Annotated in this window: 24 protein-coding genes; 7 read left to right on the top strand and 17 right to left on the bottom strand. The window is 62.1% G+C overall.

Translation table 11 applies throughout. The features are described 5' to 3' along the window. Positions 1 to 9 precede the first annotated feature (9 nt). Complete coding sequence (locus tag HBA54_RS09800; RefSeq protein ID WP_205944539.1) at positions 10 to 1,386, bottom strand: pilus assembly protein; 1,377 nt, start codon at positions 1,384 to 1,386, stop codon at positions 10 to 12. A 150-nt stretch (positions 1,387 to 1,536) separates the two neighbouring features. Between HBA54_RS09800 and HBA54_RS09795 the strand changes: the two genes are divergently transcribed. Continuing rightward, entirely contained in the window at positions 1,537 to 4,089 is a 2,553-nt protein-coding gene (locus tag HBA54_RS09795) for a ligase-associated DNA damage response DEXH box helicase (protein WP_437126180.1), read from the top strand. Between the two features lie 146 nt (positions 4,090 to 4,235). Here the strand turns inward: HBA54_RS09795 and HBA54_RS09790 are convergent, their stop codons facing one another. The 4 genes from HBA54_RS09790 to HBA54_RS09775 are packed head-to-tail and all read right to left on the bottom strand — an operon-like array spanning position 4,236 to position 7,883. Next, the gene (locus tag HBA54_RS09790) at positions 4,236 to 5,270 is read right to left on the bottom strand and encodes a TRAP transporter substrate-binding protein (protein ID WP_167223928.1); all 1,035 of its coding nucleotides are present in this window, start codon (positions 5,268 to 5,270) and stop codon (positions 4,236 to 4,238) included. 53 nt (positions 5,271 to 5,323) lie between these two features. Beyond that, positions 5,324 to 6,616 (bottom strand): TRAP transporter large permease, encoded by a 1,293-nt coding sequence (locus HBA54_RS09785; RefSeq protein ID WP_167223926.1) that lies wholly within the window; start codon positions 6,614 to 6,616, stop codon positions 5,324 to 5,326. After that, positions 6,613 to 7,113: a TRAP transporter small permease gene (locus HBA54_RS09780; protein ID WP_167223924.1), complete on the bottom strand. Its 501-nt coding sequence runs from the start codon at positions 7,111 to 7,113 to the stop codon at positions 6,613 to 6,615. Before HBA54_RS09780 ends, HBA54_RS09785 begins: the two co-directional genes overlap by 4 nt. Continuing rightward, a complete protein-coding gene (locus tag HBA54_RS09775) occupies positions 7,110 to 7,883 on the bottom strand; it encodes an HpcH/HpaI aldolase family protein (RefSeq protein WP_167223922.1) in 774 nt (257 codons plus the stop codon). The genes HBA54_RS09780 and HBA54_RS09775 overlap by 4 nt, the downstream gene beginning before the upstream one ends. Before the next feature lie 134 nt (positions 7,884 to 8,017). Here HBA54_RS09775 and HBA54_RS09770 point away from each other — a divergent pair, with 134 nt between their 5' ends. Both HBA54_RS09770 and pdeM read left to right on the top strand, forming a co-directional pair. Continuing rightward, positions 8,018 to 8,944: a LysR family transcriptional regulator gene (locus HBA54_RS09770; RefSeq protein WP_167223919.1), complete on the top strand. Its 927-nt coding sequence runs from the start codon at positions 8,018 to 8,020 to the stop codon at positions 8,942 to 8,944. 6 nt (positions 8,945 to 8,950) lie between these two features. Next, positions 8,951 to 9,634 carry a ligase-associated DNA damage response endonuclease PdeM gene (gene pdeM, locus HBA54_RS09765; protein ID WP_167223917.1) on the top strand — a complete coding sequence of 228 codons (684 nt, stop codon included), beginning with the start codon at positions 8,951 to 8,953 and terminating at the stop codon, positions 9,632 to 9,634. 100 nt (positions 9,635 to 9,734) lie between these two features. Here pdeM and HBA54_RS09760 read toward each other — a convergent pair whose 3' ends face one another. Next, positions 9,735 to 10,223 (bottom strand): fasciclin domain-containing protein, encoded by a 489-nt coding sequence (locus HBA54_RS09760; protein ID WP_167223915.1) that lies wholly within the window; start codon positions 10,221 to 10,223, stop codon positions 9,735 to 9,737. A 298-nt stretch (positions 10,224 to 10,521) separates the two neighbouring features. On the opposite strand from HBA54_RS09760, the gene HBA54_RS09755 reads away from it, so the two are divergent. The 3 genes from HBA54_RS09755 to HBA54_RS09745 all read left to right on the top strand — a co-directional run bounded on the left by HBA54_RS09755 (position 10,522) and on the right by HBA54_RS09745 (position 13,415). Then, positions 10,522 to 11,970 (top strand): cryptochrome/photolyase family protein, encoded by a 1,449-nt coding sequence (locus HBA54_RS09755; RefSeq protein WP_167223913.1) that lies wholly within the window; start codon positions 10,522 to 10,524, stop codon positions 11,968 to 11,970. Between the two features lie 121 nt (positions 11,971 to 12,091). Then, positions 12,092 to 12,334 (top strand): glycine zipper domain-containing protein, encoded by a 243-nt coding sequence (locus HBA54_RS09750; protein WP_205944538.1) that lies wholly within the window; start codon positions 12,092 to 12,094, stop codon positions 12,332 to 12,334. Between the two features lie 208 nt (positions 12,335 to 12,542). Beyond that, positions 12,543 to 13,415 carry an alpha/beta hydrolase gene (locus tag HBA54_RS09745; protein ID WP_167223911.1) on the top strand — a complete coding sequence of 291 codons (873 nt, stop codon included), beginning with the start codon at positions 12,543 to 12,545 and terminating at the stop codon, positions 13,413 to 13,415. Between the two features lie 72 nt (positions 13,416 to 13,487). On the opposite strand, the gene HBA54_RS09740 is transcribed toward HBA54_RS09745, so the two are convergent. From HBA54_RS09740 to HBA54_RS09730, 3 genes are all read right to left on the bottom strand, one after another. Next, entirely contained in the window at positions 13,488 to 13,883 is a 396-nt protein-coding gene (locus HBA54_RS09740) for a rhodanese-like domain-containing protein (RefSeq protein ID WP_167223909.1), read from the bottom strand. A 71-nt stretch (positions 13,884 to 13,954) separates the two neighbouring features. After that, positions 13,955 to 14,788: an LOG family protein gene (locus HBA54_RS09735; RefSeq protein ID WP_167223907.1), complete on the bottom strand. Its 834-nt coding sequence runs from the start codon at positions 14,786 to 14,788 to the stop codon at positions 13,955 to 13,957. A gap of 307 nt (positions 14,789 to 15,095) precedes the next feature. Continuing rightward, the gene (locus HBA54_RS09730) at positions 15,096 to 15,605 is read right to left on the bottom strand and encodes a hypothetical protein (protein ID WP_167223905.1); all 510 of its coding nucleotides are present in this window, start codon (positions 15,603 to 15,605) and stop codon (positions 15,096 to 15,098) included. 197 nt (positions 15,606 to 15,802) lie between these two features. Between HBA54_RS09730 and HBA54_RS09725 the strand changes: the two genes are divergently transcribed. After that, the gene (locus tag HBA54_RS09725) at positions 15,803 to 16,843 is read left to right on the top strand and encodes a trypsin-like serine peptidase (RefSeq protein ID WP_167223903.1); all 1,041 of its coding nucleotides are present in this window, start codon (positions 15,803 to 15,805) and stop codon (positions 16,841 to 16,843) included. A 78-nt stretch (positions 16,844 to 16,921) separates the two neighbouring features. Here the strand turns inward: HBA54_RS09725 and HBA54_RS09720 are convergent, their stop codons facing one another. The 8 genes from HBA54_RS09720 to glpD all read right to left on the bottom strand — a co-directional run bounded on the left by HBA54_RS09720 (position 16,922) and on the right by glpD (position 25,083). Continuing rightward, positions 16,922 to 17,419 carry a fasciclin domain-containing protein gene (locus tag HBA54_RS09720; protein WP_167223901.1) on the bottom strand — a complete coding sequence of 166 codons (498 nt, stop codon included), beginning with the start codon at positions 17,417 to 17,419 and terminating at the stop codon, positions 16,922 to 16,924. A 179-nt stretch (positions 17,420 to 17,598) separates the two neighbouring features. Then, a complete protein-coding gene (locus tag HBA54_RS09715; protein ID WP_167223899.1) occupies positions 17,599 to 19,305 on the bottom strand; it encodes an ABC transporter substrate-binding protein in 1,707 nt (568 codons plus the stop codon). A gap of 82 nt (positions 19,306 to 19,387) precedes the next feature. Next, positions 19,388 to 19,669, bottom strand: a complete 282-nt coding sequence (locus HBA54_RS09710; protein WP_167223897.1) for a DUF2160 domain-containing protein — start codon at positions 19,667 to 19,669, stop codon at positions 19,388 to 19,390. Positions 19,670 to 19,682: 13 nt separating this feature from the next. Beyond that, the gene (locus HBA54_RS09705) at positions 19,683 to 20,504 is read right to left on the bottom strand and encodes a carbohydrate ABC transporter permease (protein ID WP_322096009.1); all 822 of its coding nucleotides are present in this window, start codon (positions 20,502 to 20,504) and stop codon (positions 19,683 to 19,685) included. Beyond that, positions 20,501 to 21,391: a carbohydrate ABC transporter permease gene (locus HBA54_RS09700; RefSeq protein ID WP_167223895.1), complete on the bottom strand. Its 891-nt coding sequence runs from the start codon at positions 21,389 to 21,391 to the stop codon at positions 20,501 to 20,503. The genes HBA54_RS09705 and HBA54_RS09700 overlap by 4 nt, the downstream gene beginning before the upstream one ends. After that, on the bottom strand, positions 21,388 to 22,470 hold the full coding sequence (locus HBA54_RS09695) for an ABC transporter ATP-binding protein (RefSeq protein ID WP_167223893.1): 1,083 nt from the start codon (positions 22,468 to 22,470) through the stop codon (positions 21,388 to 21,390). Before HBA54_RS09695 ends, HBA54_RS09700 begins: the two co-directional genes overlap by 4 nt. Positions 22,471 to 22,480: 10 nt before the next feature. After that, positions 22,481 to 23,560, bottom strand: a complete 1,080-nt coding sequence (locus tag HBA54_RS09690; protein ID WP_167223891.1) for an ABC transporter ATP-binding protein — start codon at positions 23,558 to 23,560, stop codon at positions 22,481 to 22,483. Then, positions 23,560 to 25,083, bottom strand: coding sequence for a glycerol-3-phosphate dehydrogenase (gene glpD, locus HBA54_RS09685; protein WP_167223889.1), 1,524 nt, complete (start codon positions 25,081 to 25,083; stop codon positions 23,560 to 23,562). The genes HBA54_RS09690 and glpD overlap by 1 nt, the downstream gene beginning before the upstream one ends. Between the last annotated feature and the right edge of the window lie 51 nt (positions 25,084 to 25,134).

Here is a 25,134-nt window from a genome sequence, read left to right as displayed (position 1 = left end):
CGGAGCCGCTTACATGGAGATCCTGAGGTTGGAAACCTGCGTGGCGATGTCACGGAAAGCCTGCCTCAATTCAGTCCCGCTCGACGGCAAGTAGACGTGATCCGCGTCTGTCGCGCAGTTGTTCACGAAGTCCGTGGCCCCTGAGGTGCTGGCGACCTCAAGCCCCACGGTATAGACCTCGACGCCTTCGGCCTTCATGTTGTCACAGAGCGCCTGAGCCTGTTCGAAGGCGGAACCGTTCGTGGCATCCTGGTTGATCTTGTGTCGCGCGAAGCCGCTGCTGTTGCCGCCGGTCGAGTTCTGGGCAATCACACCGTCGCTGTAGATGGTGTTGAAATCGCCGTCGGTCATGATCACCACGACTTTCAGCACCTCCCGGCCCAGGTGGATCTCGCCGTAGTCCTTCGGCTGGCTGTCGGTGGGCCAGAGATAGCTGAAGTTCGGTGCTATCAGGTACCACCCCCAGGCGACGCCGATCTGGCCTGCGGTGGACCCTGCGGGTTGCAGTGCATTGATATTGTTTTGCAGGGTCGTCTTGTTGCTCGTCAAGGGAACGATGGTCGGTGTGGGACAGACGTTGCTGGAGCTGGACGGAAACTGCTTGCCCAAGGGTGCGAGGCTCGGCGGGGCATCAGTCGAAAGATGAGGGCCAGGCCGCTCGGTCACGCAGGTACTGATGTCATGCGTGGTCCAATCATTGTCGCTCGCCCTTCTGAATCGGAACTCGTCGCAGGTCGGCGCAGCGGGATAGGTGCAGGTTCCGCTGGTGACGGTGCCGCGCACCTGATCGGCATAGGCGCCGACATTGACGGCGTTGGAATAAGGAACGAGCGCCACCTTCGAATAGAACGGGTCCTGCTGGTCCTGGACGACGATATCGACCAGTTCGTTGGCTGCAGCCCTCAGGGCGACAATCTTCGAACCATCCATCGAACCGGTGACGTCGAGGACCAGGGCAACCTCTACATCACGCGATGAAAGCGTCGCTTCTGCGGTCGCCGAGATATCGGTGGAGTCCGTACCGAGGACACGCATGATGAAGGTCGGAATGGTCGCCTTCGCGGTCACCGTAACCGTTCGTGCCTCGTCGTTCGGTACGATCTGCAGCGGTGCAAGCACCGAGCCCATATAGCCGGCCTGAAAGTTAGCGTCGAAGAATCTCTGGATGTCCGCATCACGGTTCGGACTGGAAAAAGCGCGCGCGCCGGCCAGAGCCGCGGCGTCGACTGCCGCAGCCAACTGCGACCTCACATTGTAGGCAACAGAAGTGTCAATAGCGATGCCGACGCATCCCAGGATCGCGACAACGCTGAACGCGAAAAAGATGCTGAGATTGCCATGGGTATCGCGCCGGAAGCGCGCCCATTGTCGCTGTGCATTTTTCATTGTCTGACCCATCGCGGGGTTGCTCCCCGGAAATTCCTTCGCATCCAGGCTAGGGTAGCGACCGAGCGTCAATAGAACGTTAAGCTTTAGCAAGCACTTACGACGCATTTGTGTAAATTTGCGGGCGCTGTAGAAAGCCCTGTTGGGCCTTTGGCAACGCTCACTTCATTCACCTTCACCCATCTCACCGACCGGTCTACTCTGGCCCCCGTGAACCAGCCAGCCCTTCTCGACGAGTCCAAGCTTTCCGTCCTGCCGCCGGTCTTTGCCGACTGGTTCCACAGGCGCGGCTGGCAGCCGCATCCCCATCAGCTGCAGATGCTGCGGGCGGCCGAGGCGGGCGAGTCCGCGCTGCTGATCGCCCCGACCGGGGGCGGCAAGACCCTGGCAGGCTTCCTGCCCAGCCTGGTGGCGCTGGCGGCCCAGTCTTCCAATGGAGAGCCGCACGAGGGACTTCATACCCTCTACATCTCACCGCTGAAGGCCCTGGCGGTGGATATCCACCGCAATCTGACCCAGCCGATCGAGGAAATGGGGCTGGATGTCACCTGCGAGACCCGTACCGGCGACACGCCCCAATCCAAGCGCCAGCGCCAGCGCCGCAAGCCGCCGGGTATCCTGATGACGACGCCGGAATCCCTGGCCCTCTTGCTGTCGTACTACGACGCCCCCCAGGTCTTCGGAAACCTCAGCTGCGTGGTGATCGACGAGCTGCACGCCATCGCCGGCAGCAAGCGCGGCGATCTGCTGGCGCTGGGTCTGGCACGACTGGAGACTTTGAGTCCCGGCTGCCGCAGGGTTGGCCTCTCGGCCACGGTGCACGACCCGGACTGGCTGGCCGGCTGGCTCTCGCCCACAGCCGATCCATCGGGCGTGCGCCCGATCATCGGCCGCGACGGGGCCAAGGCCGAGGTCAGTATCCTGACCACAAAAGAGTACCTGCCCTGGTCCGGCCACATGGCTGTCCACGCCATCGCCGAGGTCTACGAGAAGATCAAATCAGCCGGAACCACCCTGGTCTTCGTGAACACCCGCGCCCAGGCCGAACTGGTGTTCCAGGAACTCTGGCGGCTTAACGACGACGGCCTGGCCATCGCCCTGCACCACGGCAGCCTGGCGGTGGAGCAACGCCGCAAGGTGGAGGGGGCCATGGCGGCGGGGCGGTTGCGCGCCGTCGTCGCCACCTCCTCCCTCGACCTCGGCATCGACTGGGCCGCCGTCGATCTCGTGGTCCAGGTCGGCGCGCCCAAAGGCTCGGCCCGGCTGCTGCAACGCATCGGCCGCGCCAATCACCAGCTCGACCAGCCGAGCCGCGCGCTGCTGGTACCGGCCAACCGCTTCGAGGTGCTGGAATGCCGCGCCGCCCTGGAAGCGGTGGAGGCGCGCAGCCTTGACGGCGACCCGCCCAAGCCCGGCGGCCTTGATGTGCTCTCACAGCACATCCTGGGAACCGCCTGCGCCGGGCCCTTCGATGCCGACCAACTTTACCAAGAAGTCATCACAGCTTATCCCTATAAGCATTTGAAAAAGAACGATTTCGATCGCACCCTGGACTTCGTCGCCTCAGGCGGCTACGCGCTGAAATCCTATGAGCGCTATCGCCGCTTAGGCCTTGATGCACATGGCTTTTACCGCGTTTCCAACCTTTCGCATGTAAAGCGCTATCGCATGAACGTCGGCACCATCGTCGAGGCGCCGGTCTTAAAGGTGCGTATGAGGAACGGCCGCGTTCTGGGTGAAGTCGAAGAATATTTTGTGAATGCACTGCTGCCGGGCGACAGCTTTATCTTCGCCGGGCAACTGCTCGCCTTTGAAGGCCTGCGGGACAACACCGTACTGGTCAGCCGCGCCAAGGGCGGCGACCCCAAGGTGCCCGCCTATGCCGGCGGGCGGCTGCCGCTCTCGACCCATCTGGCGGAGCGGGTGCGCGGTATCCTGGGCAACCCGGACCGCTGGCGCGACCTGCCCCCGGCGGTGGCCGAATGGCTGCGGCTGCAGCAGTGGCGCTCGGTCCTGCCCAACCCTTCGGGCCTGCTGGTGGAGACCTTTCCCCGCGGCGAAAAAGAGTTTCTGGTCGCCTACTGCTTCGAGGGCCGCAACGCCCACCAGACCCTGGGTATGCTGCTGACCAGGCGTATGGAGCGGGCCGGCCTCGCCCCCCTCGGCTTCGTCGCTACGGACTATGTGATCGCAGTCTGGAGCCTGAAGCCCGCCGAGGATCTGGCCGCCCTCTTCGACGAGGACATGCTGGGCGACGACCTGGAGGAATGGATGGCCGAGTCCTCCATGCTGAAGCGGACCTTCCGCAAGGTCGCCGTGATCGCCGGGCTGATCGAGGCCCGCGCGCCGGGACAGGAAAAATCCGGTCGACAGGTGACCTTCAACGCCGACCTCATCTACGACGTTTTACGCAAGCACGAGCCCAATCACATCCTGCTGCAGGCAACCCGCGCCGAGGCCGCCGGCGGCCTGACCGACATCGGCCGCCTGGCGGAGATGCTGAAGCGGGTGAAGGGCCGGATCGAGCATCGCCGGCTGGACAAGATCTCCCCCCTCGCCGTCCCGGTGCTGCTGGAGATCGGCAAGGAACAGGTCAGCGGCAGCGGCCTGGACGAACTCCTCGACGAGGGCGCCCAGGCCCTCATCGACGAAGCGACCGAGGGCCTGGCCCCCGGCCGGGGCCAGGCGGAACTGCCGCTTTAGCTGCTGAAGGATTCAAAGAGTTTGTTACACCGCCCTTCGAGATGGCCTTTCAGGCCTCCTCAGGGTGAGGCCAGACCTTGGGGTGATTGACCTCATGCTGAGGAGCGCAGCGTCTCTAAGCACGAGGTCAATCATTTGCCCGCATATCAACCGCCAGCCAGCGCATGGACCTTGGCGATCAGGCCGGCCGGGAAGACCTTGCCGTCGAATTCCTCCGCCACCGAAGCGCGGACCCTATCGCGAAACACCGCCCGCTCAGCCTCCGTCAATTCGACGATGGTCATGCCCTTGGCGACCAAGTCGGCCTCCAGGGTCTGCGTGAACTCGACCATGGTCTTGGTGGCGACCGCCGCCGCCTCCGTCGCGGCCTGCCGCAGAACCTGCTGGTCTGCCGCCGAAAGCTTTGCCCAGGACGGCTCGCGGATCAGGAAAGGCAGCGCCGACATCTGATGCTGCGTCTTGATGAGGTACTTCTGCACCTCATAGAAGCCGGCGGCATAGAGCACGGGGATCGGGTTCTCCTGCCCGTCGACAATGCCCTGGCGCAGGGCCTGAAAGGTCTCCGGCCAGGCAACCGGCGTCGGCGCCGCCCCCAGGCCGCGCACCGTGGCCAGCGACATGCTGTTCGGCACGGCGCGGATCTTCAGGCCCGACAGGCCCTCGGGGCTGCGCACCTCGACCTTTGCGGTGGTCAGATTGCGGGTGCCGTAGAAGAAGTGCGAGAGAATGCGCAGGTTCCCCTTCTCAAGCAGCTCCCCGGCCCAGGCCTGACCGAACTCGGCGCTTTCCAGCAGGCGTTGCTGATGCTCCGGGCTCTCGAACATGTAGCCGCCGGTCACGATGGAGAACTCCGGCACGATGTCGGCCAGCATGTTGAAGGGTGTAAAGCTCATGTCCACGGCACCGGACTGCACCTGGGCGAAGAGCTTGCGGTTGTTGCCGAGCTGGCCCGCCGGAAAAATCTTCACCGCGATCCGGCCGTCGCTGAGCGCGGCGACGCGTTCGCGGAAGGTTTCCGCCCCGATGTAGGCGGGATCACCCTCCTTCACCACATGGGCGAGGCGCAGGGTCACCTCCTGGGCAACCGCTGCAATGGGCGAGAACGCCATTGCCGCGGCAAAGGCGGCGGTCAGCAGTCTGCCTGACGGTTTCAGGCCGGATGGCTTCAGGTTGTATCGCATGATGTTCCTCCTCTTGATGTCTTTTGGACCTCTTATGGTGCTTGTGCGGTGCCTCAGAAACCGGCTGCCCGGGGGATGGCGGTGACGATCCAGGGAAAATAGGCCATGAGAAAAAGCGAGATGATGAGGGGTGCCAGAAACGGCAGCACCGCGCGGAAGATCCGCGTCACGCTGAAGCCGGTGATATCGCGCATGACGAACAGGGACAGGCCGATGGGCGGAGTGAACTGGCCGATCATGATGTTGAAGACCATCACCACGCCGAAGTGCACGGGATCGAGCCCGTACTGCTGCTCCGCGATGGGCGCCAGCATCGGCGCCAGTACCAGCAGGGGAATCGCGTTCTCCAGGATCGCCCCCAGGATCAGATTGACGATGATGCAGACCAACAGAAAAAGCGCGACTGATTCGATATGGGCCTCGATCAGCGCGGCCAGCATCTGCGGCACCTCGCCGAAAGTGGCGACCCAGCCGAAGAGAAAGGCCGTCGCAATGACGAAGAGCAGGCGCGAGGCGGAGAGCGTCACGTCGCGCAGAACCTCCAGGAAGGCCGGAAAACTCAGGCTCCGGTAGACGACGGTGGCGATGAAAAGGCCGTAGAGCACGGAAACGGTCGCCGCCTCGGTCGGGCTGAACCAGCCGAACGCCATGCCGCCGACGATAATGAAGGGCGTGAAGAGCGGCGGGGCCGCGCGCAGGAACGATATCCCCAGGGCGCGCCAGCCCGCCCAGACATCCACCCGGTAACCGCGCCGCAGGCCGACAAAGAAGACATAGACCATCAGGCTTGCCGCGATCAGAAAGCCCGGCAGGATACCGCCGAGAAAAAGCCCGGAGATCGAGACCCCCGCGGTCACGCCATAGAGCACCATGGGCAGACTGGGCGGCAGGATCGGCCCGATGGCGGCAGAGGACAGCGTTACCCCGATCGTAAAGTCGGCGTCATAACCCTTGCGGGTCATGGCCTTGTATTCGATCTCACCCAGGCCGGCGACGTCGGCCAAAGTCGATCCGGACATCCCGGCAAAAACCAGGCTGGAGGCCACGTTGACATGGCCCAGCCCGCCGGGCACACGGCCGACCAGGTTGTTGGTAAAGTCGAAGATACGGTCGGAAATGCCGGACGCGGTCATCAGCTTTCCGGCAAACATGAACAGCGGAACGGAGATCATGGTGAAGCTGTTCAGCGACAGCGCGAGTTCGTGCACCATCAGCGAAATGGGCAGGCCGTTGACCAGGATGTAGATCATCGAGCAGAGCAGCATCGCATAGGCGATGGGAAAGCCGAGCACGATGACGACAATCGACACCGCAATCATCACCATCGTGAAGGGATCGGCGCTCATGTGCCGCCGCCCAGCGCGCGGCGCAGCCGCCTGACGGCATTGCGGACGACGAAAACCGCCATCGCCGCCGCGGCCATCGGCGTCACTGCGATCAGCACATTCAAGGGGATGCCGAGCGCCGGTGTTCGCTGGTAGGCCGTCTCCTCCAGCGTCGTCCAGCCGCCGGCCACGATCGCGACGAGGCAGGCCAGCACGGCAATATCGAAAAGGCCGTAGATAATGGCAAGGGGCACTGGCGGCAGGATGCTGTCGAGCAGTTCTACGCGGATCTGGCTGTCGCGGCGCTGCACCGCGATGATCCCCAGGAAGGTCATCCAGATGACCAGCGCCGAGGTCAGTTCTTCGGTCCAGGTCAGCGGCAGGGTCAGGACGAAGCGCACCACGACCTGCAGGCTGCAGAGCACCAGAAAGCCCAGGAATATGATCATGCTGAACAGCAGGTCCGGCTGACGGATCAGCTCCCGGGCAACATGACGCAGGGTTTTGTCGCGGCTCACGGGGTCAGCGCCGCCCGGGCGGCCCGGGCGGCCTCAACCGCGGTGTTGCGCAGATAAAGCGCATCGCTGCCGAAGGTCAGCAGGCGGTAGCCAAGGGCGGCCTTGGCCCGCCCCTCCGCCGCGTCAGCCGCCAGGCCGCCCAGCACTTTGCCGGCCTTCAGGGTTTTGGCCTCGATCTCATGGACCATATCCTGCACATCGGAATGCTGCGGTTCGGCGAGCCGCCCGACGCTGGCGGCGAGATCGGCGGCGCCGATGAAGATCACATCCAGGTTGTCGATCTCAAGCAGGGCGTCCAGCGCCGCGACACCATCCGCCGACTCCACGAGACCGATGGTCAGTGGATTAGCCGCCTGCTGCGCGAGATAGTTGTCCCAGTTCAACCCATAGGCCGCGGCGCGCGACAGACGATGGGTTCCGCGCGATCCCTCGGGGGCATAGCGCGTGGCGTCGACGAACCTTCGACCGGACTCCGCAGTCCGGACATCGGGCAGGACAACACCCGCCGCCCCGGCGTCCAGCGCGCGCTTGATCGGGCCCGCCGTATCGTCGCCGACACGCACCACAACCGGCACGGATTGGGCCGAAATCGCCCGGAGCTGATGATAGAGCGTCTCCACATCGCCGGCGGAATGCTCCATATCAAGGATCAGCAGGTCAAAGCCGGCCAGCGACATCACCTCCGCTGTGACCGGGCTGCCCAGGAAAAGCCAGCTGCCGATCAGCAGCTCCCCCGACTGAAGGCGCAGGCGGACAGGCTCTTTCTGCATGGTGTTTTCTTCCCCCGGTATCGCTTTCCCAAAGGAAAAGGGTGTTCGAAGGGCATCGGCAGCGTCAAAGTCAAAATTTCTTTGTTCCTCATAAATAATTTTTATAGACTACGGAAATACGAGGGAGCCGCGCCATGAATCTGCATCAGCTGGAGACGCTTTACTGGCTGGCGCAGTTGCAGAACTACCAGCGCGTCGCCGACAAGCTGCGCCTCAGCCAGCCGGCGATCTCAGCGCGTATCAATACGCTGGAGGAGACCCTCGGCGCGGCGCTGATCGACCGCAGCAAGGCCCATTTCAGCCTGACCGATCAGGGTTATGACGTCGTCCAATATGCCGAGCGCATGCTGGACCTGCGTGACAGCATGTTCCGCAAGATCAGCGAGACCGACAGTGAAGGACATCGGCTGCGGATCGCCGCGGCATCGCTTTCGGTGATGACCCTGGCGCCACGCCTCTTCGATGCGCTGAAGCAGCGGTTCCCCAACCTGATCTGCGACGTTATCAGTGCCTCCGACCATCAGCTCGCCCAGCATATCGAGGCCGGCTCGGTGGACGTGGCCTTCCTCTCCAACGCCCCGCCGACGGTGCAGGTATCCAAGCTGTTCACCGTGCACTATGAGATCCGCTGGATTGCGCACCGGGACCTCGTTGAGCCCAGGAAGAAAGCCTACGGGGTGGCGGATCTGACAAGACTGCCGATCATTCACTACCCCCGCACCTCGCCTCTCTTCCCGATGACCGAGGCCTATCTGGGTGAAACCCAACTGGGCGCCGCCAGCCGGCATTCGGCAAATTCTCTCGGCACCATCGTCCAGATGCTCAAGCAACGGATGGGGATCGCGGCCATTCCGGCCATCGCCGTTGCCGACGAGATAGAAACCGGCGAACTGGTCGTGCTTCCGGCGGAGCAGCCCTTACGGGTTCTGAAGGTGCGCTGCGCCTATGCCAACATGGCGCGGCGCGAACTGATCGACACCCTGGCCGAGATGGCCGGCGAGGCCGCCATGGCTTACTGCGCCGAGAACCCGAAGTGGACTCGTTTTGTCCCCGGGGAGTGACAAGTCATGAGCGGCCGCCCTGAGCAGTTGAGCGTGAACGGGGTCTCCCTGGTCGCCGACATCTCCGGCGCCCTCCTCTGGCCGGAACGGCGCCTGGCCGCGGTTGCCGACCTCCATTTCGAAAAGGGTTCGGCCTTTGCCGAGCGAGGCCAGTTTCTGCCGCCCTATGACACGGCGGTGACCCTCGACAAACTGGAAGCCCTGCTGGCGCGCCATGACGTAAAGCGCCTGATCTGCCTGGGCGATTCCTTTCACGACCAGGGCGCTGCCGCGCGCCTGCCGGATCAAATCACCGTCCGCCTGCAGGGACTGATCGCCCGCTACGACTGGATATGGATCGCCGGAAACCACGACCCGGCCCCGCCGCAAAACCTGGGCGGCAGCATCGCTGCCGAGTGGACCGAGGGCGCCCTCACCTTCCGCCACGAAGCCGAACCGCAGGCCATGGCCGGCGAGGTCTCCGGCCACTTCCACCCCAAGGCGGCGGTCAGGGTGCGCAACAAGCGGATCACCGCACCCTGCTTCGTGACCGACGGGCGGAAACTCATCCTGCCCGCCTTCGGCGCCTTCACCGGCGGCCTCAACGTCCTCGACCCGGCGATCGCCGGGCTGCTGGGGCGCAGCTTTCAGGTCATGCTGCTCGGCCGCAAACAGGTCTTTGCGTTTCCGCGCAAAGCGCTTTGCAAATGAAGCGGCCGCCTCCGGGCAGGAAGCGGCCGCCTTGTTCCGCAGCCGGCGGGGGAACGACGGGCTGCGGGTCGATGCCTGTCCTCAAGGCTTCCTGGGAAGCTTATTGAGGCAAGACAACCGTATCGATCACGTGGATGACGCCGTTCGACGTTTCGATGTCGGCCTGGATCACCTTGGCCTCTTCGACCAGAACACCATCCTTCATGGCATCGATGGTCAGCTCGCTGCCCTGAACCGTCATCGCCTCGGTCATCTTGCCGGCAATGTCACCGGACATCACCTTGCCCGCAACGACGTGGTAGGTGAGGATCGCAACAAGCTGATCCTTGTTTTCCGGCTTCAGGAGATCCTCCACCGTACCGGCGGGCAGCTTGGCAAAAGCCTCGTCGGTCGGCGCGAAGACCGTGAAGGGACCGTCGCCTTTCAACGTCTCGACAAGACCAGCGGCCTGCACCGCTGCGACCAGCGTGTTGAACTGTCCGGCGGACGCTGCCGTATCGACGATGTCGGCGGCCTTTGCGGCAACGGACGAAAGAGCCAGGGGCGCTGCAACAGCAGCCGCGAAAAGCGCACGCGAAAGGGTCTTCATGAGAGTGCCTCCTCCATAAATGGGAAATCTTGCTGAGGCGATGGCAGCGGCTGTTCGCTTCAGCCTGACCGCTTCGGTCGGTCTTATTGCCGTTCGCTTAATCGGCGAACTAGGGCGCGGCACGACAGCGTCAAGCCGCTGATCGGATGAAGAAAAGTTAAGATTCTGTCGGTGATCCAACAAAACCCCGACAGCGTAAGAAGTTCTTCGGCAAGGCTTCAGAACAGCAGGATTTCGTTGCCCCATAAAGATCACAAAGGCTGTTGCCACGGAGCGCCCCCTCCCCCATGACTGACAGATGAGCAGCCCCTCAATCAGCATCGTCTGGTTTCGTCAGGACCTGCGCCTTGCCGACAATCCTGCCCTGGCCGCCGCCTGCGCGCGCGGCGGCAAAATTCTGCCGGTCTACATTCTCGACGACGAAACGCCCGGCAGTTGGAGGCCCGGCGGCGCGTCACGCTGGTGGCTGCACGAATCGCTGAGCTCGCTGGATCGCGGCCTGGAGGTGCTGGGTGCGAAGCTCTGCCTGCGCCGCGGCAAAGCCGCCGAGGTGATCGGCGCGCTGACCAAGGAGACCGGGGCCAGTGCGGTCTTTTGGAACCGCTGCTATGAAGCCCATGCGATCAGGCGGGACACGAACCTGAAAGCCAACCTGCGCGACCAGGGCATCGACGCCGAAAGCTTCAACGCGAACCTGCTGTTCGAACCCTGGGAGATCAAGAACGGCCAGGGCGGGCCCTACAAGGTCTTCACCCCGTTCTGGAAAGCGCTGCTCGCCGGACCGGCGCCGGCGACGCCGGAACCGCCTCCCGCATCGGTCGACGGTTTGCGCAGCGTTGCCGGCGACAGCCTGGCCGACTGGAACCTGCGGCCCGACAAACCGGACTGGGCAGGCGGTCTACGCAAGCAGTGGACGCCTGGAGAACAAGGCGCCGGCCAGCGTCTCGACGCGTTTCTGGATGAAGCAGCGGAAACCTACAAGACCCGGCGCGACCAGCCGGCGGAGAGCGGCACCTCGCGCCTCTCCCCCCACCTGCACTGGGGCGAAATCTCACCGCGGCAGGTCTGGCAGACCTGTCAGCGCGCCATTGCAACCGGCAGCGTCCGTGAAGACGCCGTCATGGCCTTTCTGCGCCAACTCGCCTGGCGCGACTTCTCACATGTCCTCATCTATCACTGGCCGGACTTCCCTGAGAAGTCTTGGAAGCCTGAGTACGACAGCTTTCCCTGGCGCGATGACGAGCAGGCCTTCACCGCCTGGTGCCGGGGGCGCACAGGCTACCCCATCGTCGATGCCGGCATGCGCGAACTCTGGCATACAGGCTGGATGCACAACCGGGTACGCATGATCACCGCGTCCTTCCTGATCAAGCACCTGCTGATTCCCTGGCAGCGCGGCGAGGCCTGGTTCTGGGATACGCTGGTCGATGCCGACCTCGCGAACAACGCCGCCGGCTGGCAATGGGTCGCCGGCTCCGGTGCCGATGCTTCACCCTACTTCCGCATCTTCAACCCGATCACCCAGGGCGAGAAATTCGATCCGCAAGGCCACTACATCAGGCGCTGGGTGCCGGAACTCTCAAAGCTGCCGAACGACTTTCTCAACAAACCTTGGGATGCCCCCGCCGAAGTTCTGACGGCCGCCGGCGTTACCTTGGGCGAGACCTATCCCTTGCCGATGGTCGATCACAAGGCCGCACGCGACCGCGCCCTGGCCGGCTATCAGGAAATGAAAAAGCAGGCATAGTCAGGAGGGCCAAGGCGGGTACTCCCGATTCCCATCTCGACGAATCCCTGCCTCGGCATTACCTTCAGGGTAGCCTGAAGCCGAAGCGGTCGCTCCGCGAAATTCCAGCCTAAACAAACAGTTGCGACGTATTGTCGAGATAAGGAGAAGCAAAATAGCTACCCCAGATAAAACCCGTGATCCGGTCACCTATTACACGGGGATCGGTGTGGCTCTTGGTGTTTGCTTCGGCTCGGCATTTGGCGCGGCCCTCGGCGATACCGGAGTGGGCCTTGCTCTGGGCATGGCTGTGGGTGTGGCCTTGGGTGCCGCCGTCGGAAGCAACAAAAAGAAGAAACAGGATGTGGAAGACCTGAAAAAATGAACGTCAAATTCTCACTTAAAACGCGCGCGTGCGCCGGCTAGTGTCGAACGATGCACTGGCTGCTTTGCGAAGACTGTTCCCGCCTGATCGAAATCGCAAGAACAACAAGCTTTAACAAAAACAACACCTGTGAGAGAGGGTGACCCGGTCAACGTCGTTAGGTCGACGGGCGTCATGATCTCCAAAGACGAACCAGGAGTCCATCGCGTTGCTGAAACTGGTTGTTTCGATTCTTTTCACGGCTTTAACGCTACCCCATGCCTATGCCGCCGTTGAGTCACCGCCGCAAGGGTTCGAGATACCGCGATCAACCATACATACGCTCGAGTCGGAGGCGCTTGGACGGAGCTATCAGGTCTATGTAAAAACACCGCGCGACTACGACGCGCCGGCGAACAAGGACAAGATCTATCCCGTCATATACCTCAATGACGGCCCCTATACATTTCAGGTTGCTTCTGGGGCTACCCGTGTACCGATGAACTGGAAGCGCTACGAAGATGCGATCCTGGTTGGAATCTCCTGGGCAGTCGGCGAGAAGCCGATGGCAAGCCGGACCCGGGACCTGACGCCGAGCCGTTGGGCGGACTGGACGGCACGAACCGGCCACGAAACCGGGGGCGCCGACGACTACCTCGCCTTTCTGGACTCTCAGCTCATGCCGTTTGTCGAAAGGGAATACCGCATTGACCAGGATCGCCGCACTTTAGCCGGTCATTCTTTCGGCGGACTCTTTGCCGCCTGGGTGCTGTTTACAAACCCGGAACTCTTCAAAAACTATATCATCTCCAGCCCCTCCCTCTGGTTCGACCGGAAAATGATGTTCAAGGTTGAGGAAGACTATGCCGCCAAACATCAAAGCTTGAAGGCGGTCGTCTACTTCGGCACGGGCGAACGCGAACAGAGCAGCCGCAACGACCTTACGGCTGACCAGATCGCCTTCGTCGACAAGCTGCGGAGCCGCAATCATCAGGGTTTGATTATTCGGGACAGAATACTGGAAGACATAGACCACACCACCGCCTTCCCGATCAACTTCACCCGGGCCTTTAGATGGCTTTTTTATAAGCCGGAGAACTGAAGCCGACGATTCCTAGACGGTAAAGGCGTGAGGAGGCAGCGCGCTCATTTCGCCTGCCAAGACGAACAGGACCTAGACATCGCGCAGCGGGTCGACCGGCGCCCCGGCCTCCGCCCAGGCCTGGAAACCACCGACCATATTGGTCACTTTCAGAAAACCCATGTCGTGCAGGGTCTTGGCAGCCAGGGTCGAACGCCCGCCGGAAGCGCAGAACACCACCAGCCGCTTGGCCGGATCGAAGGCCGGATTGTGCATCGGGCTTTCCGGATCAGCGACGAACTCCAGCAGGCCGCGCGGCACATGAGCCGCACCGGGGATCGTGCCCTGTGCCAGCTCCTCGCGCTCACGCAGATCGATGAAAGCGACATCTGCCGCTTCAAGCAGCTGTTCCGCGTCGTGGACCGAGATGACATCGATGACAGCATTGGCTTCGGCAAGCAGGTCTTTAAAACCCTTGGCAAGACTCATGGCAGTCTCCTTTCACCCTGACGGTGGATCTCTTTCAATTGATGGCTCGGCCGGCGCGGCACAAGAGGCACCTAAAGCCGCGGCCCGGGAATATCGAGGGCATAGGACTGCAGTTGCTCGGTGACGAAGTCATAGGCCTCATCCACCGAGTCCGTGCGAAAGAACAGCTCCAGGTCCTCGGCATTGATGGTCCCATAGCGCTCCAGCGCTTCCAGGTTGATCACGTCCGACCAGTACTGGCTGCCGAAGAGAACGACCGGCATGTGCTTGCGGATCTTGCCGGTCTGCACCAGGGTCAGCAGCTCGAAAAGCTCGTCCAGCGTCCCGAACCCACCGGGCATCACGACGACCGCCTTGGCGAGATAAGCGAACCAGAACTTGCGCATGAAGAAGTAATGGAACTCGAAATTCAGCTCACGGCTGATGTAGGGGTTGTCGTTCTGCTCCATCGGCAGGGAAATGTTCAGGCCGACGTTCAGGCCTTTGGCCTCAGAAGCCCCACGGTTGGCCGCCTCCATGATGCCCGGCCCCCCGCCGCTGCAGACCACGAAGCGCCGGTCTTCCTGCTCCAGGCCCTTGGACCACTCGGTCAGGCGGCGCGCCAGTTCGCGGGTGTCCTCATAGTAGCGTGACATCTCCAGCTTTCGCTCGGCCTGTGCCACGTCGCCGCCCTCGGCCTTGACCGCCTTCAAACCGGCCTCCGCTTCTTCGCGGGAGAGAATGCGCGCCGACCCGAAAAAGATGATCGTGTCGTCGATCTTGTAGTGGGTGAAACGGCTGTTGGGCTCGATGTACTCGGAGAGAATGCGCAGGGCGCGGGCCGAGGCGCTCTCCAGAAAATCGAGATTGCGATAGGCCTTCCCGGGGCCGTTGTCTCCCGGGCCGTTATCCGTCGTGTCGGTCATGGATGCTGCTCTTTTCTTGGTCCCCAGAATCTGGGTATCAGGCTATCGCAGTCTCCCGCCGCCGCAAGGTCTATTGCGCAGCCACCTCCACGCTTCAGGCTTGGCCGGAGCGCTAAAAGCCCCGCCCCAAAAGGAAACGCCCCCGCCGGGGAGGGAGGCGGGGGCAGGTAAAGGGAAGCTTGCTTGGGGAAGAGAGCCCTGAACAACAGGCCCTACTACCGCTTTGATAGAAATCCTATCGCGAATTTCGCCGCAGCACAATCCCAAGGTTGTATTTTACAAATATAATCGTCGCTTTGGTGTTATCTTACTGATCGATCTTCCATTTCCGAATGAAGGAGCGGGCGAGATCGCGAAAACCGATGTTGGTCAGCACGACATGATCCCGCTCGCCGGTGACGAAAAGGCCGGATTCCTGCCAGAGCAGAACCTGCCCTGCTCGCTCCGTCCCCGTCTTTCGGTCGAAATAGCGGGTGTTCTGCACTGCCGAGGCCTCGATATTCGATATGCAGGTGGTCTCGGTGTAGATCACCGTGGTTGCCTTCACGATGATGCGGACATGGGCGGATTTCTGCAGGCCAAGCCCTTCCGTGGTCAGGGGCTGCTGAAACGACTCCTTCACCAGGTCGGCCTGCAGGCCGCAACGGGCACTTTCTGCACTCAGCGGCGCGACCACCAGTTGCAGGACGGCGACGCCGGCCAAGGGCCCGCCGCTCGGTCCGGTTGCAGCTGGGGAATTATCCTGCGCCTGCGCCGTTGTAACGAGTAAGGCAGAGAACAGAACAGCCGTCACAAGGCGTGGCAGCGACAAAAACATGAGAGAGCCTCCGGATGGATTGCATATAAGCGACCGGCGCGGAGTATGCCACGGCGCCCCAGGCCGGGCCACAAGTACGGAGCGGCCACCCCAGAATGATCAAGCCGAAAGCGGGGAAGCGGGCTATAAGACCGCTGGGAGACGGGCGCCGGAAACCGGAGGGGTTTATTACCGCGCCATGCAAAAGGGAAACACACATGACCGCAATCCGCAGAAGCACCTTTTTCGTAAGCCCGGCCGCCGGGCATCTTGCCAAGGTCGGCCTGATGGCCCTTTTCCTGCTTCTGCTCCAGGCCTGTGCTGCCAAGCAGCAGGCCCCACAGTTCGAGCCGGCGCAGTCTCCCGAAACGGCGGCGACCAAAGGAACGGCCGCTTCGTTCGGGGGCCGCTTCTTCGCCGACGCCCATGAGTATCCCTGGAGTACGCTCGGGCGGGTCAATCTTGCCGGCCGCGGCTTCTGCAACGGCATTTTGATCGGCCCGCAGCAGGTCCTGACCCAGGCACAGTGCCTCTACGCCAGCCGTGAGGGCCGCTGGTGGACACCTCAGGAGCTGCATTTCATTGCCGCTTATCAGAAGGATCGTTTTCTCGCCGACTCCAAAGTCACCCGCTTCACAACTGCACCGGGCTACAATCCGGCTGGCGGCATAAGCCTGGCGAACCTCACCAACAACTGGGCGGTTATGGAGTTGAGTCAGCCAATCGGTCTGAAAACCGGCTGGCTGGGCCTGCAGTGGAACGACGCCCCCCTGAAAGCGGAGGAAGCGCGCGGCGCGGCGGTCTTTCTGCGGGCCGGCTACCGCGCCGACTGGCCGCACGCCATCTCTCTTTATTTCGGATGCAAGGGCGCGGACAGCGGGGCGGTCAATCTCTGCGAGGCCGGTCCCACCGAATTGGCACTGCCGCCCTTCGTCATGACTGCCGGAGAGCTGCGTGTCGTCGCCGACCACTTTGTTCGCACAGCGGCCCAGGGCGGCGCCTTGGCCAACAGCGCGGCCATGACACAGCGCGGCAGTCAACTCGGCCGGGCCACCCTCCCCAATGCCGGCAGCCCGATCCGCCGTGGCCCGGAGGTTTCCACTTCCGAGTTTCTGACCGCACTCGGCTATACAACGGCGGCGCAGGATCTTGGCGGCGCGGTCCGGCAATTCCTGCAGGACCAAAGCCTGCCCGCGCGCAACACGGCCGATATCGCCGTGCTGACCGCGCTTATCGCAACGGCGCAGAGCGGCCGCTGACCAACGAGGACATTACTGGAAACAAACCGGCGCCCCGAAAAAGGGGCGCCGGCCAGTGTTGCGTCAGTAAGATCGAAGCTACGGCAGAATCACGCTGTCGATTGCGTGGATCACCCCGTTCGAAGCCATAATATCGGCGATGATGACGTTGGCGTTGTCGACCTTCACGCCGGAGGTCGCATCAATATCGACGGTCGAACCCTGAACCGTCGCGACGGAGAGCTTCTTGCCCGCAATGTCCTTGGACAGCGTCTTGCCGGCGAGAACGTGATAGGTCAGCACCGCAACAAGCTGGTCCTTGTTCTCCGGCTTCAGCAGGTTCTCAACGGTGCCGGCCGGAAGCTTGGCAAAGGCGTCGTTGGTCGGCGCGAAGACCGTGAAGGGCCCCTTACTCTTCAGGGTATCCACCAGGTCCGCAGCCTGAACCGCCGCTACCAGGGTTGAAAAGCGATCATCGCCCGCGGCGATATCGACGATATCTTTTTGGGATTCAGCCCCCCGTGATGCGCAAGCTGCAACTACCAGAAGGGTAGCGCAGAGCACCATGAGCCGGCCCACGAATGGGGTACGACGCATTACAGTCCTCCAAATTCTTTCTAGGTTTTCGTTGAACCGGTTCGATGACCGATAGCTTTCTTTACGAAGGGACTGGAGGAATGGTTCACAGAAAAACGAGAGTCGGATGAAGATTAGCAAAGACAAAAAAAGGGGCGGCCTAAGGCCGCCCCTGACAGTGAGAAACATGTTTCTCTAAATTAGTTGCTCCAGCTCTTCACCAGCTCGTCGTAGTCGACGGTCTGGGGTGTCGGCTTCTCGTTGTCGAGCTTCGCCTTCGGCGCACCCGGCTGACCAAGCCAATAGGACACGTCCTGCGGCTCGTTCAACTTGGGACCGATGTCGCCCTGGACACCGGCACGCTCGAGACGCGACAGAACCTTCTCCTGGGCTTCGCAGAGCGCGTCCATGGCTTCCTGCGGCGTCTTGGCACCGGAAGAAGCATCGCCGATGTTCTGCCACCAGAGCTGTGCCAGTTTCGGATAGTCAGGCACGTTGGTGCCGGTCGGCGACCACTGAACACGGGCCGGCGAGCGGTAGAACTCGATCAGGCCACCCAGGTTCGGCGCACGCTCGGTGAAGCTGTCGTGCTGGATGGTGCTTTCGCGGATGAAGGTGAGGCCGACGTGGCTCTTCTTCACGTCCACGGTCTTGGAGGTGACGAACTGGGCATAAAGCCAGGCCGCCTTGGCACGGTCGACCGGGGTCGACTTCATCAGGGTCCAGGAACCGGCATCCTGATAGCCGAGCTTCTGGCCTTCCGCCCAATAGGCACCGCGCGGCGACGGCGCCATACGCCACTTCGGCGTACCGTCGTCGTTCACCACGGGAATGCCCTCTTTCACCATGTCGGCGGTGAAAGCGGTGTACCAGAAGATCTGCTGGGCGATCTCACCCTGAGCCGGAACCGGCCCGGCCTCGCCGAAGACCATACCCGCAGCGGCAGGCGGCGCGTAGTTCTTCAGCCAGTCAATGTACTTGGTAATGGAATAGACCGCAGCCGGGCCATTGGTGTCGCCACCGCGGGCAACGCAGGAGCCGACGGGCTGGCTGTTCTCATTGACGCGAATGCCCCATTCATCGACCGGCAGGCCGTTTGGCTCGCCAGGATCGCCGTTGCCGGCCATGGACAGCCAGGCATCGGTGAAGCGCCAACCGAGCGAAGGGTCCTTCTTGCCGTAGTCCATGTGGCCATAGACTTTTTTACCGTCGATCTCACGGCCGGTGAAGAACTCGGCAATGTCCTCATAGGCCGACCAGTTGACCGGAACGCCCAGGTCGTAGCCGTACTTCGCCTTGAAGTCCGCCTTGATCGCGGGGTCGGTGAACCAGTCGTAGCGGAACCAGTAGAGGTTCGCGAACTGCTGGGAAGGAAGCTGGTAGAGCTTGCCGTCCGGGCCGGTGGTGAAAGACTTGCCGACAAAATCGTCGAGATCCAATGTCGGCAGGGTGACGTCTTTACCCTCGCCCGCCATCCAGTCGGTCAGGATCCGCACCTGCTGATAGCGCCAATGGGTGCCGATCAGGTCGGAGTCGTTGATGTAGGCATCATAGATGTTCTCGCCGGACTGCATTTGCGTCTGCAGCTTCTCGACGACATCGCCTTCGCCGATCAGGTCGTGGTTCACCTTGATACCGGTGATCTCCTCGAAGGCCTTGGCCAGCGTTTTGGACTCGTATTCATGGGTCGTAATAGTTTCGGAAACGACCTTGATCTCCATGCCCTTGAAGGGCTCGGCGGCTTTGATGAACCACTCCATCTCGGTCATCTGATCGTCTTTGGAGATCGCCGCGGGCTGGAATTCGTCCTCAACCCACTTCTTCGCGGCGGCCATGTCCGCTTGCGCGGCGCCGGCGCTGAGCACCAGGGAAAGCCCCGCTGCAGTTGCTAATAGATACCTTCTCATTCCAAATCCTCCCTAAGGTTTCATTCATTGTCACCTGATGCGGCTTTTCCTGGAAGATCGCCGCATCGTACTCTTACAAGCCCTACACAAAGCGGAATACAAACACCGCATAAACCAGACAAAGCGCCAAGGCCCACCAGAGATTGGGGCCAACAATTCCCAACCAGGCCAGACTGATAAAAGCACTGCCCAGCAGCGACAGGAACAGCCGATCGCCCCGCGTCGTCTCGAACCGCAGCAGGCCGATGCGCGGCGAACCGCCGGGGCGGAAATATTCCCACACGCCCATGGCGACCAGCAGGCAGATAATCGTGCCGAAGAACAGCGCCGTCGGCAGCGTCCAGGCCATCCAGGAAAAATCCATGTCGTTCCCTCCTCTAGACCCGGCCCAGGGCAAAGCCCTTGGCGATGTAGTTGCGCACGAAGTAGATCACCAGGGCACCGGGAATGATGGTCAATACCCCGGCCGCCGCCAGCACGCCCCAGTCCAGGCCGGAGGCCGAGACCGTGCGCGTCATTGTGGCTGCAATCGGCTTGGCCGCGGTCACGGTAAGGGTGCGCGCGATCAGCAGTTCAACCCAGGAGAACATGAAGCAGAAGAAGGCGGCGACGCCGATGCCCGAGGCGATCAGCGGTACGAAGATCTTCACGAAGAACTTCGGGAAGGAATAGCCGTCCAGATAGGCGGTTTCGTCGATCTCTTTGGGAACGCCGGACATGAAGCCTTCCAGGATCCAGACCGCCAGGGGCACGTTGAAGAGGCAGTGCGCCAGGGCCACGGCGATATGGGTATCGATGAGGCCGAAGGCCGAGTAGAGCTGGAAGAACGGCAGCGCGAAAACCGCCGGCGGCGCCATACGATTGGTCAGCAGCCAGAAGAAGAGATGCTTGTCGCCGAGAAAGCGGTAGCGCGAGAAGGCATAAGCCGCCGGCAAAGCAACGGAGACGGAGATCACCGTGTTCAGGCCGACGTAGATCATCGAGTTGATATAGCCGCTGTACCAGGAGGCATCGCTGAAGATGACCGCGTAGTTGCGCAGGGTCGGCTCCGCCGGGAACAGCGTGAAGGTCGAAAGGATTTCCTGATTGGTCTTAAAGCTCATATTGATGAGCCAATAGATCGGCAGCATCAGGAAGATGATGTAGATCGTCGGGATCAGCCACTTGAAGCTGCGCTTTGAGGTCTGGCTGCTCATCATCCCGCCCCCGTGCCGCCGTCGGGCTTATCGGTCCCGTAATTGGTCATCACGGTATAGAACACCCAGGACAGCAGCAGAATAATCAGGAAGTAGACGATCGACATGGCCGCTGCCGGGCCCAGGTCGAACTGTCCGATGGCCAGCTTCACCAGATCGATGGACAGGAAGGTGGTCGCATTGCCGGGGCCGCCGCCGGTCAGCACGAAGGGCTCGGTATAGATCATGAAGGAGTCCATGAAGCGCAGCAGCACGGCGATCAGCAGCACGCGGTTCATCTTCGGCAGCTGGATATAGCGGAACACCTTCCAGCGCGAGGCGCCGTCGATGCGCGCCGCCTGGTAGTAAGCCTCCGGGATCGACACCAACCCGGCATAGCAGAGCAGGACCACCAGGCTGGTCCAGTGCCAGACATCCATGACGACGATGGTCACCCAGGCGTCGATGGCGTTCTGCGCGTAGTTGTACTCGATACCCAGGGCCGCCAGGCTGGCCCCCAGAAGCCCGATGTCGGCGCGGCCGAAGACCTGCCAGATGGTGCCGACCACGTTCCAGGGAATCAGCAGCGGCAAGGCCATCAGGATGAGACAGACCGGCACCCAGATGCCTTTGCGCGGCATCGCCAGCGCGACAATGATCCCCAGCGGAATCTCAATCGCCAGAATGATGAAGGAGAAAGAGAGATTGCGGATCAGCGCGTTATGGAAACGGCTGGAACTCAGAATATCGCTGAACCACTCGGTACCCGCCCAGAAGAACTGGTTGTTCCCGAAAGTATCCTGAACCGAGTAGTTCACCACGGTCATCAGCGGAATGATCGCCGAGATCGCGACCAGAAAGAAAACCGGCAGAACGAAGAACCAGGCTTTGTTGTTGAAGGTCTTGTTCATGTCCCCGCCCCCAGGCCCCGTACCAGATGGGAATTCCGGTAGATGTTGATCCGGCTGGAATCGATAACTGCCCTGGCATCGCTGGGCACGGCCGTTCCCTCCGGCAGCACCGCATCGAAGCTGCGTCCGTCGAGTTGGGCGCGGACGATCTTGAAGCGCCCGATGTCCTCAACCGCCGAGATCGAAATCGGCAGGCCCTCGCCGTTGCCCGAAAGCCGAACGAACTCCGGCCGCACACCCATCTCCACCACGCCGTCCAGGCTGTCGTAGCTGCGCTGAAGCACGATCTCCTGCCCGCCGAGGCGAAGTCTGTTGCCGGCCACTTCGCAGGGCAGGACGTTCATGCCCGGCGAGCCGATGAAATAGCCGACGAAAGTATGGGCAGGTTCGTCGAAAAGCTCTTCAGGCGTGCCGATCTGCACCACCTCGCCTTCATACATAACCACCACTTTATCGGCGAAGGTCAGGGCTTCGGTCTGGTCGTGGGTGACGTAGATCATGGTGTGGCCGAACTCGCGGTGCAGTTCCTTCAACTGCGTGCGCAGCTGCCACTTCATGTGCGGATCGATAACGGTCAGCGGTTCGTCGAACAGGATGGCGTTCACGTCGTAGCGCACCAGCCCGCGGCCCAGCGAAATTTTCTGCTTCTCATCGGCGGTCAGGCCCTGGGCCTTGCGGTTCGCCTTGTCGCCGAGGTCCAGCATGGCAATGGTACTCTTCACCCGCTTCTCGATCTCATCCCGGGGCACCTTGCGGTTCACCAGCGGGAAGGCCAGGTTCTCGGCCACCGTCATGGTGTCGTAGATCACCGGGAACTGGAACACCTGGGCGATGTTGCGCTGCTCCGGGGCCAGGGTCGTCACATCCTGATCGCCAAAGAGAATGCGCCCGCTCGAAGGCACCAGAAGGCCGGAGATGATGTTCAGCAAGGTGGTCTTGCCGCAGCCCGAAGGCCCCAGCAGGGCATAGGCGCCGCCGTCCTGCCAGACATGATCGATCTGCTTCAGGGCGAAATCGGCCTCGTTCCGCGGATTGGGAAAATAGGAGTGGGCGAGGTTGTCGAGGGTTATCTGTGCCATGGACCGCCCCTTACCGGAGACCTGAAGGTGCAGCGACCAAGCGGTCGGCAGCGTCGAAAACGAAAAAGGCCGAAGGGTCGAGATAGACCGGAATCCTGTCGCCGATCTCTACCCGGTGGACACCATGGGTCAGTGCGACCCAGCGTTCGCCGTCGCTCTCGACATGAATGAAACTCTCGGAGCCGGTAATCTCAGTGGTCGAGACGGCGGCCTGCACCTCCAGGGCGCTGCCCTCCGGCCGATGCAGCAGCAGATGGTGGGGCCGGATACCGACCTTATAGGCACCGTCGGCAAGATCCTGCGCCGAGGACGGCACTGCAACGGACCCGCCGCCAAAGCTCATCATCCCCTGGGCCTTGACCATGGGAACGAGATTCATCGGCGGATCGGAGAAGGTGCTGGCGGTGATCAGGTCCGCCGGACGGTTGTAGACATCGATGGTGGTGCCGAACTGGGTGATCCGCCCCTCGCTAAGGGTCGCGGTCTTGCCACCGAGCAGCAGCGCCTCATGCGGCTCCGTCGTTGCATAGACGAAAACCGCGCCGGTCCTGGCGAAGATTTTCGGCAGTTCGACACGCAGCTCTTCACGCAGTTTGTAGTCCAGATTGGCCAGGGGCTCGTCGAGCAGCACCAGGTCGGCGCCTTTCACCAGGGCCCGCGCCAGGGCCGTGCGTTGCTGCTGTCCGCCGGAGAGGTGGAGCGGCGTGCGGTCCAGCAGGTCCCCAAGCTTCAGGAGCTCCGCAGCTTCGCGCACCTTGGCGTCTATGGTCGCCTTGTCGGCGCCGGCAACACGCATGGGCGAGGCGATGTTCTCGTAGACGCTCAGGGTCGGGTAGTTGATGAACTGCTGATAGACCATGGCCACGTTGCGCTTCTGCACCGCCATGCCGACCACGCTTTCACCGTCGACCAGAACATCGCCCTCGGTCGGCTTGTCGAGCCCGGCCATAAGGCGCATCAACGAAGTCTTGCCTGAGAGCGTCGGTCCCAGAAGCACGTTCAGCGAGCCCGTTTCCAGATGCAGGCTGACATCGCGGATATGTATATCCGCACCGACGCGCTTGCTGACATTCTGCAGCGTTAGGGCCATCAGGCGGACTCCTGCCGTGGTGCCGCGGCAGCCTGCCGCTCCATCCAGGCCTGCAGTTTCTGCTTGGTCTGGTCGGTAACGTGAAGCCCCATCTTGGAACGGCGCCAGAGGAAGTCCTCCGCCGTTTCGACCCATTCGTGGGCGCGCAGATAATCGATCTCCGCGGCGTAAAGGCCATCGCCGAAGTCTTCGCCCAGGTCCGCCAAAGAAGCCGCACCGGCGACGATCTGCTCCGCCCGGGTGCCATAGTTGCGCGCATAGCGCCACGCCAATTCCGCCGGCAGCCAGGGCCGCTCCTGCTTGAAGCGCTTCAGGTAGCCGTCGAAGTCGGCATCGGCAATGTTACCGCCGGGCAAGGCCGCATCGGCTGTCCAAGGTTCGCCCAGGGGTCCCATGGCCTCGGCCAGCTTCACCATGGCGTGTTCGGAAAGCTTGCGGAACGTCGTGATCTTGCCGCCGAAGATCGACAGCAGGGGTGCGCGGCCGGGGCCGTGATCCAGTTCCAGCACATAGTCGCGCGTCGCCGAGGAAGCGTTCGACGCCGCATCGTCGTAGAGCGGACGCACACCGGAATAGGACCAGGCAACGTCCTCCGGGGCGACCTTGCGCGTGAAATAGACATTCACCGCCGAACAGAGATACTCGGTTTCCTCTTGGGAGATCTCCACCTTCGAAGGATCGTCCGTGAAGTCCACATCGGTGGTGCCGATCAGGGTATAATCCTGCTCATAGGGAATGGCAAAGATGATGCGTCCGTCGGGGTTCTGGAAAATATAAGGGTAGTCGTGATCGAACATCTTCGGCACGACGATGTGGGAACCCTTGACCAGACGCAGCGACTGCGCCTTGTTGAGACCGGCCCGCTGCTCGATGAATTCCGCTGTCCAGGGGCCGGCGGCATTGACCAGGGCCCGCGCCGTAAGCTCCCGCTTCTCGCCGTTCCTGAGGTCGCGCAGCACAACATGCCAGCGATCATCCTGGCGGCGCGCCGAGACACATTCCACGCGGGTCAGCACCTCGGCACCGTGCTCGCGCGCATCCAGCGCGTTCAGCGCGACCAGCCGCGAATCCTGAACCCAGCAGTCGGAGTAGACGAACCCCTTGCGCAGTTCCGGAACCAGAGGCGCCCCCGCCGGATGGCTGTGCAGGTTGACACCCTTCGACCCGGGCAACAGCTTGCGCCCGCCAAGGTGATCATAGAGGAAAAGACCGAGGCGGATCAGCCAAGCCGGGCGCAGCCCCTTGTTGTGGGGCAGCACAAAACGCAGCGGCCAGATGATATGGGGTGCCGAACGCAACAGCACCTCGCGCTCGATCAGCGCTTCGCGGACCAGCCGGAATTCGTAATATTCCAGATAACGCAGACCGCCGTGAATCAGCTTGGTGCTGGCCGAGGAGGTGGCGCTGGCAAGGTCGTTCTTTTCGCAGAGCAGAACCGAAAGCCCGCGGCCGGCCGCATCGCGTGCGATGCCGGCCCCGTTGATGCCGCCGCCCACGACAAGAATGTCGATTGCCTCGGTCATGACCGAATAACAGCCTCCCCAACACCTTTCCCTATTAGCGGGAAAGTTCGC

Origin of the sequence: Pelagibius litoralis (assembly GCF_011683915.1) — a bacterium.
Lineage (GTDB): Bacteria > Pseudomonadota > Alphaproteobacteria > Kiloniellales > Kiloniellaceae > Pelagibius > Pelagibius litoralis.
This window is presented reverse-complemented; position numbering and strand designations above follow the sequence as displayed.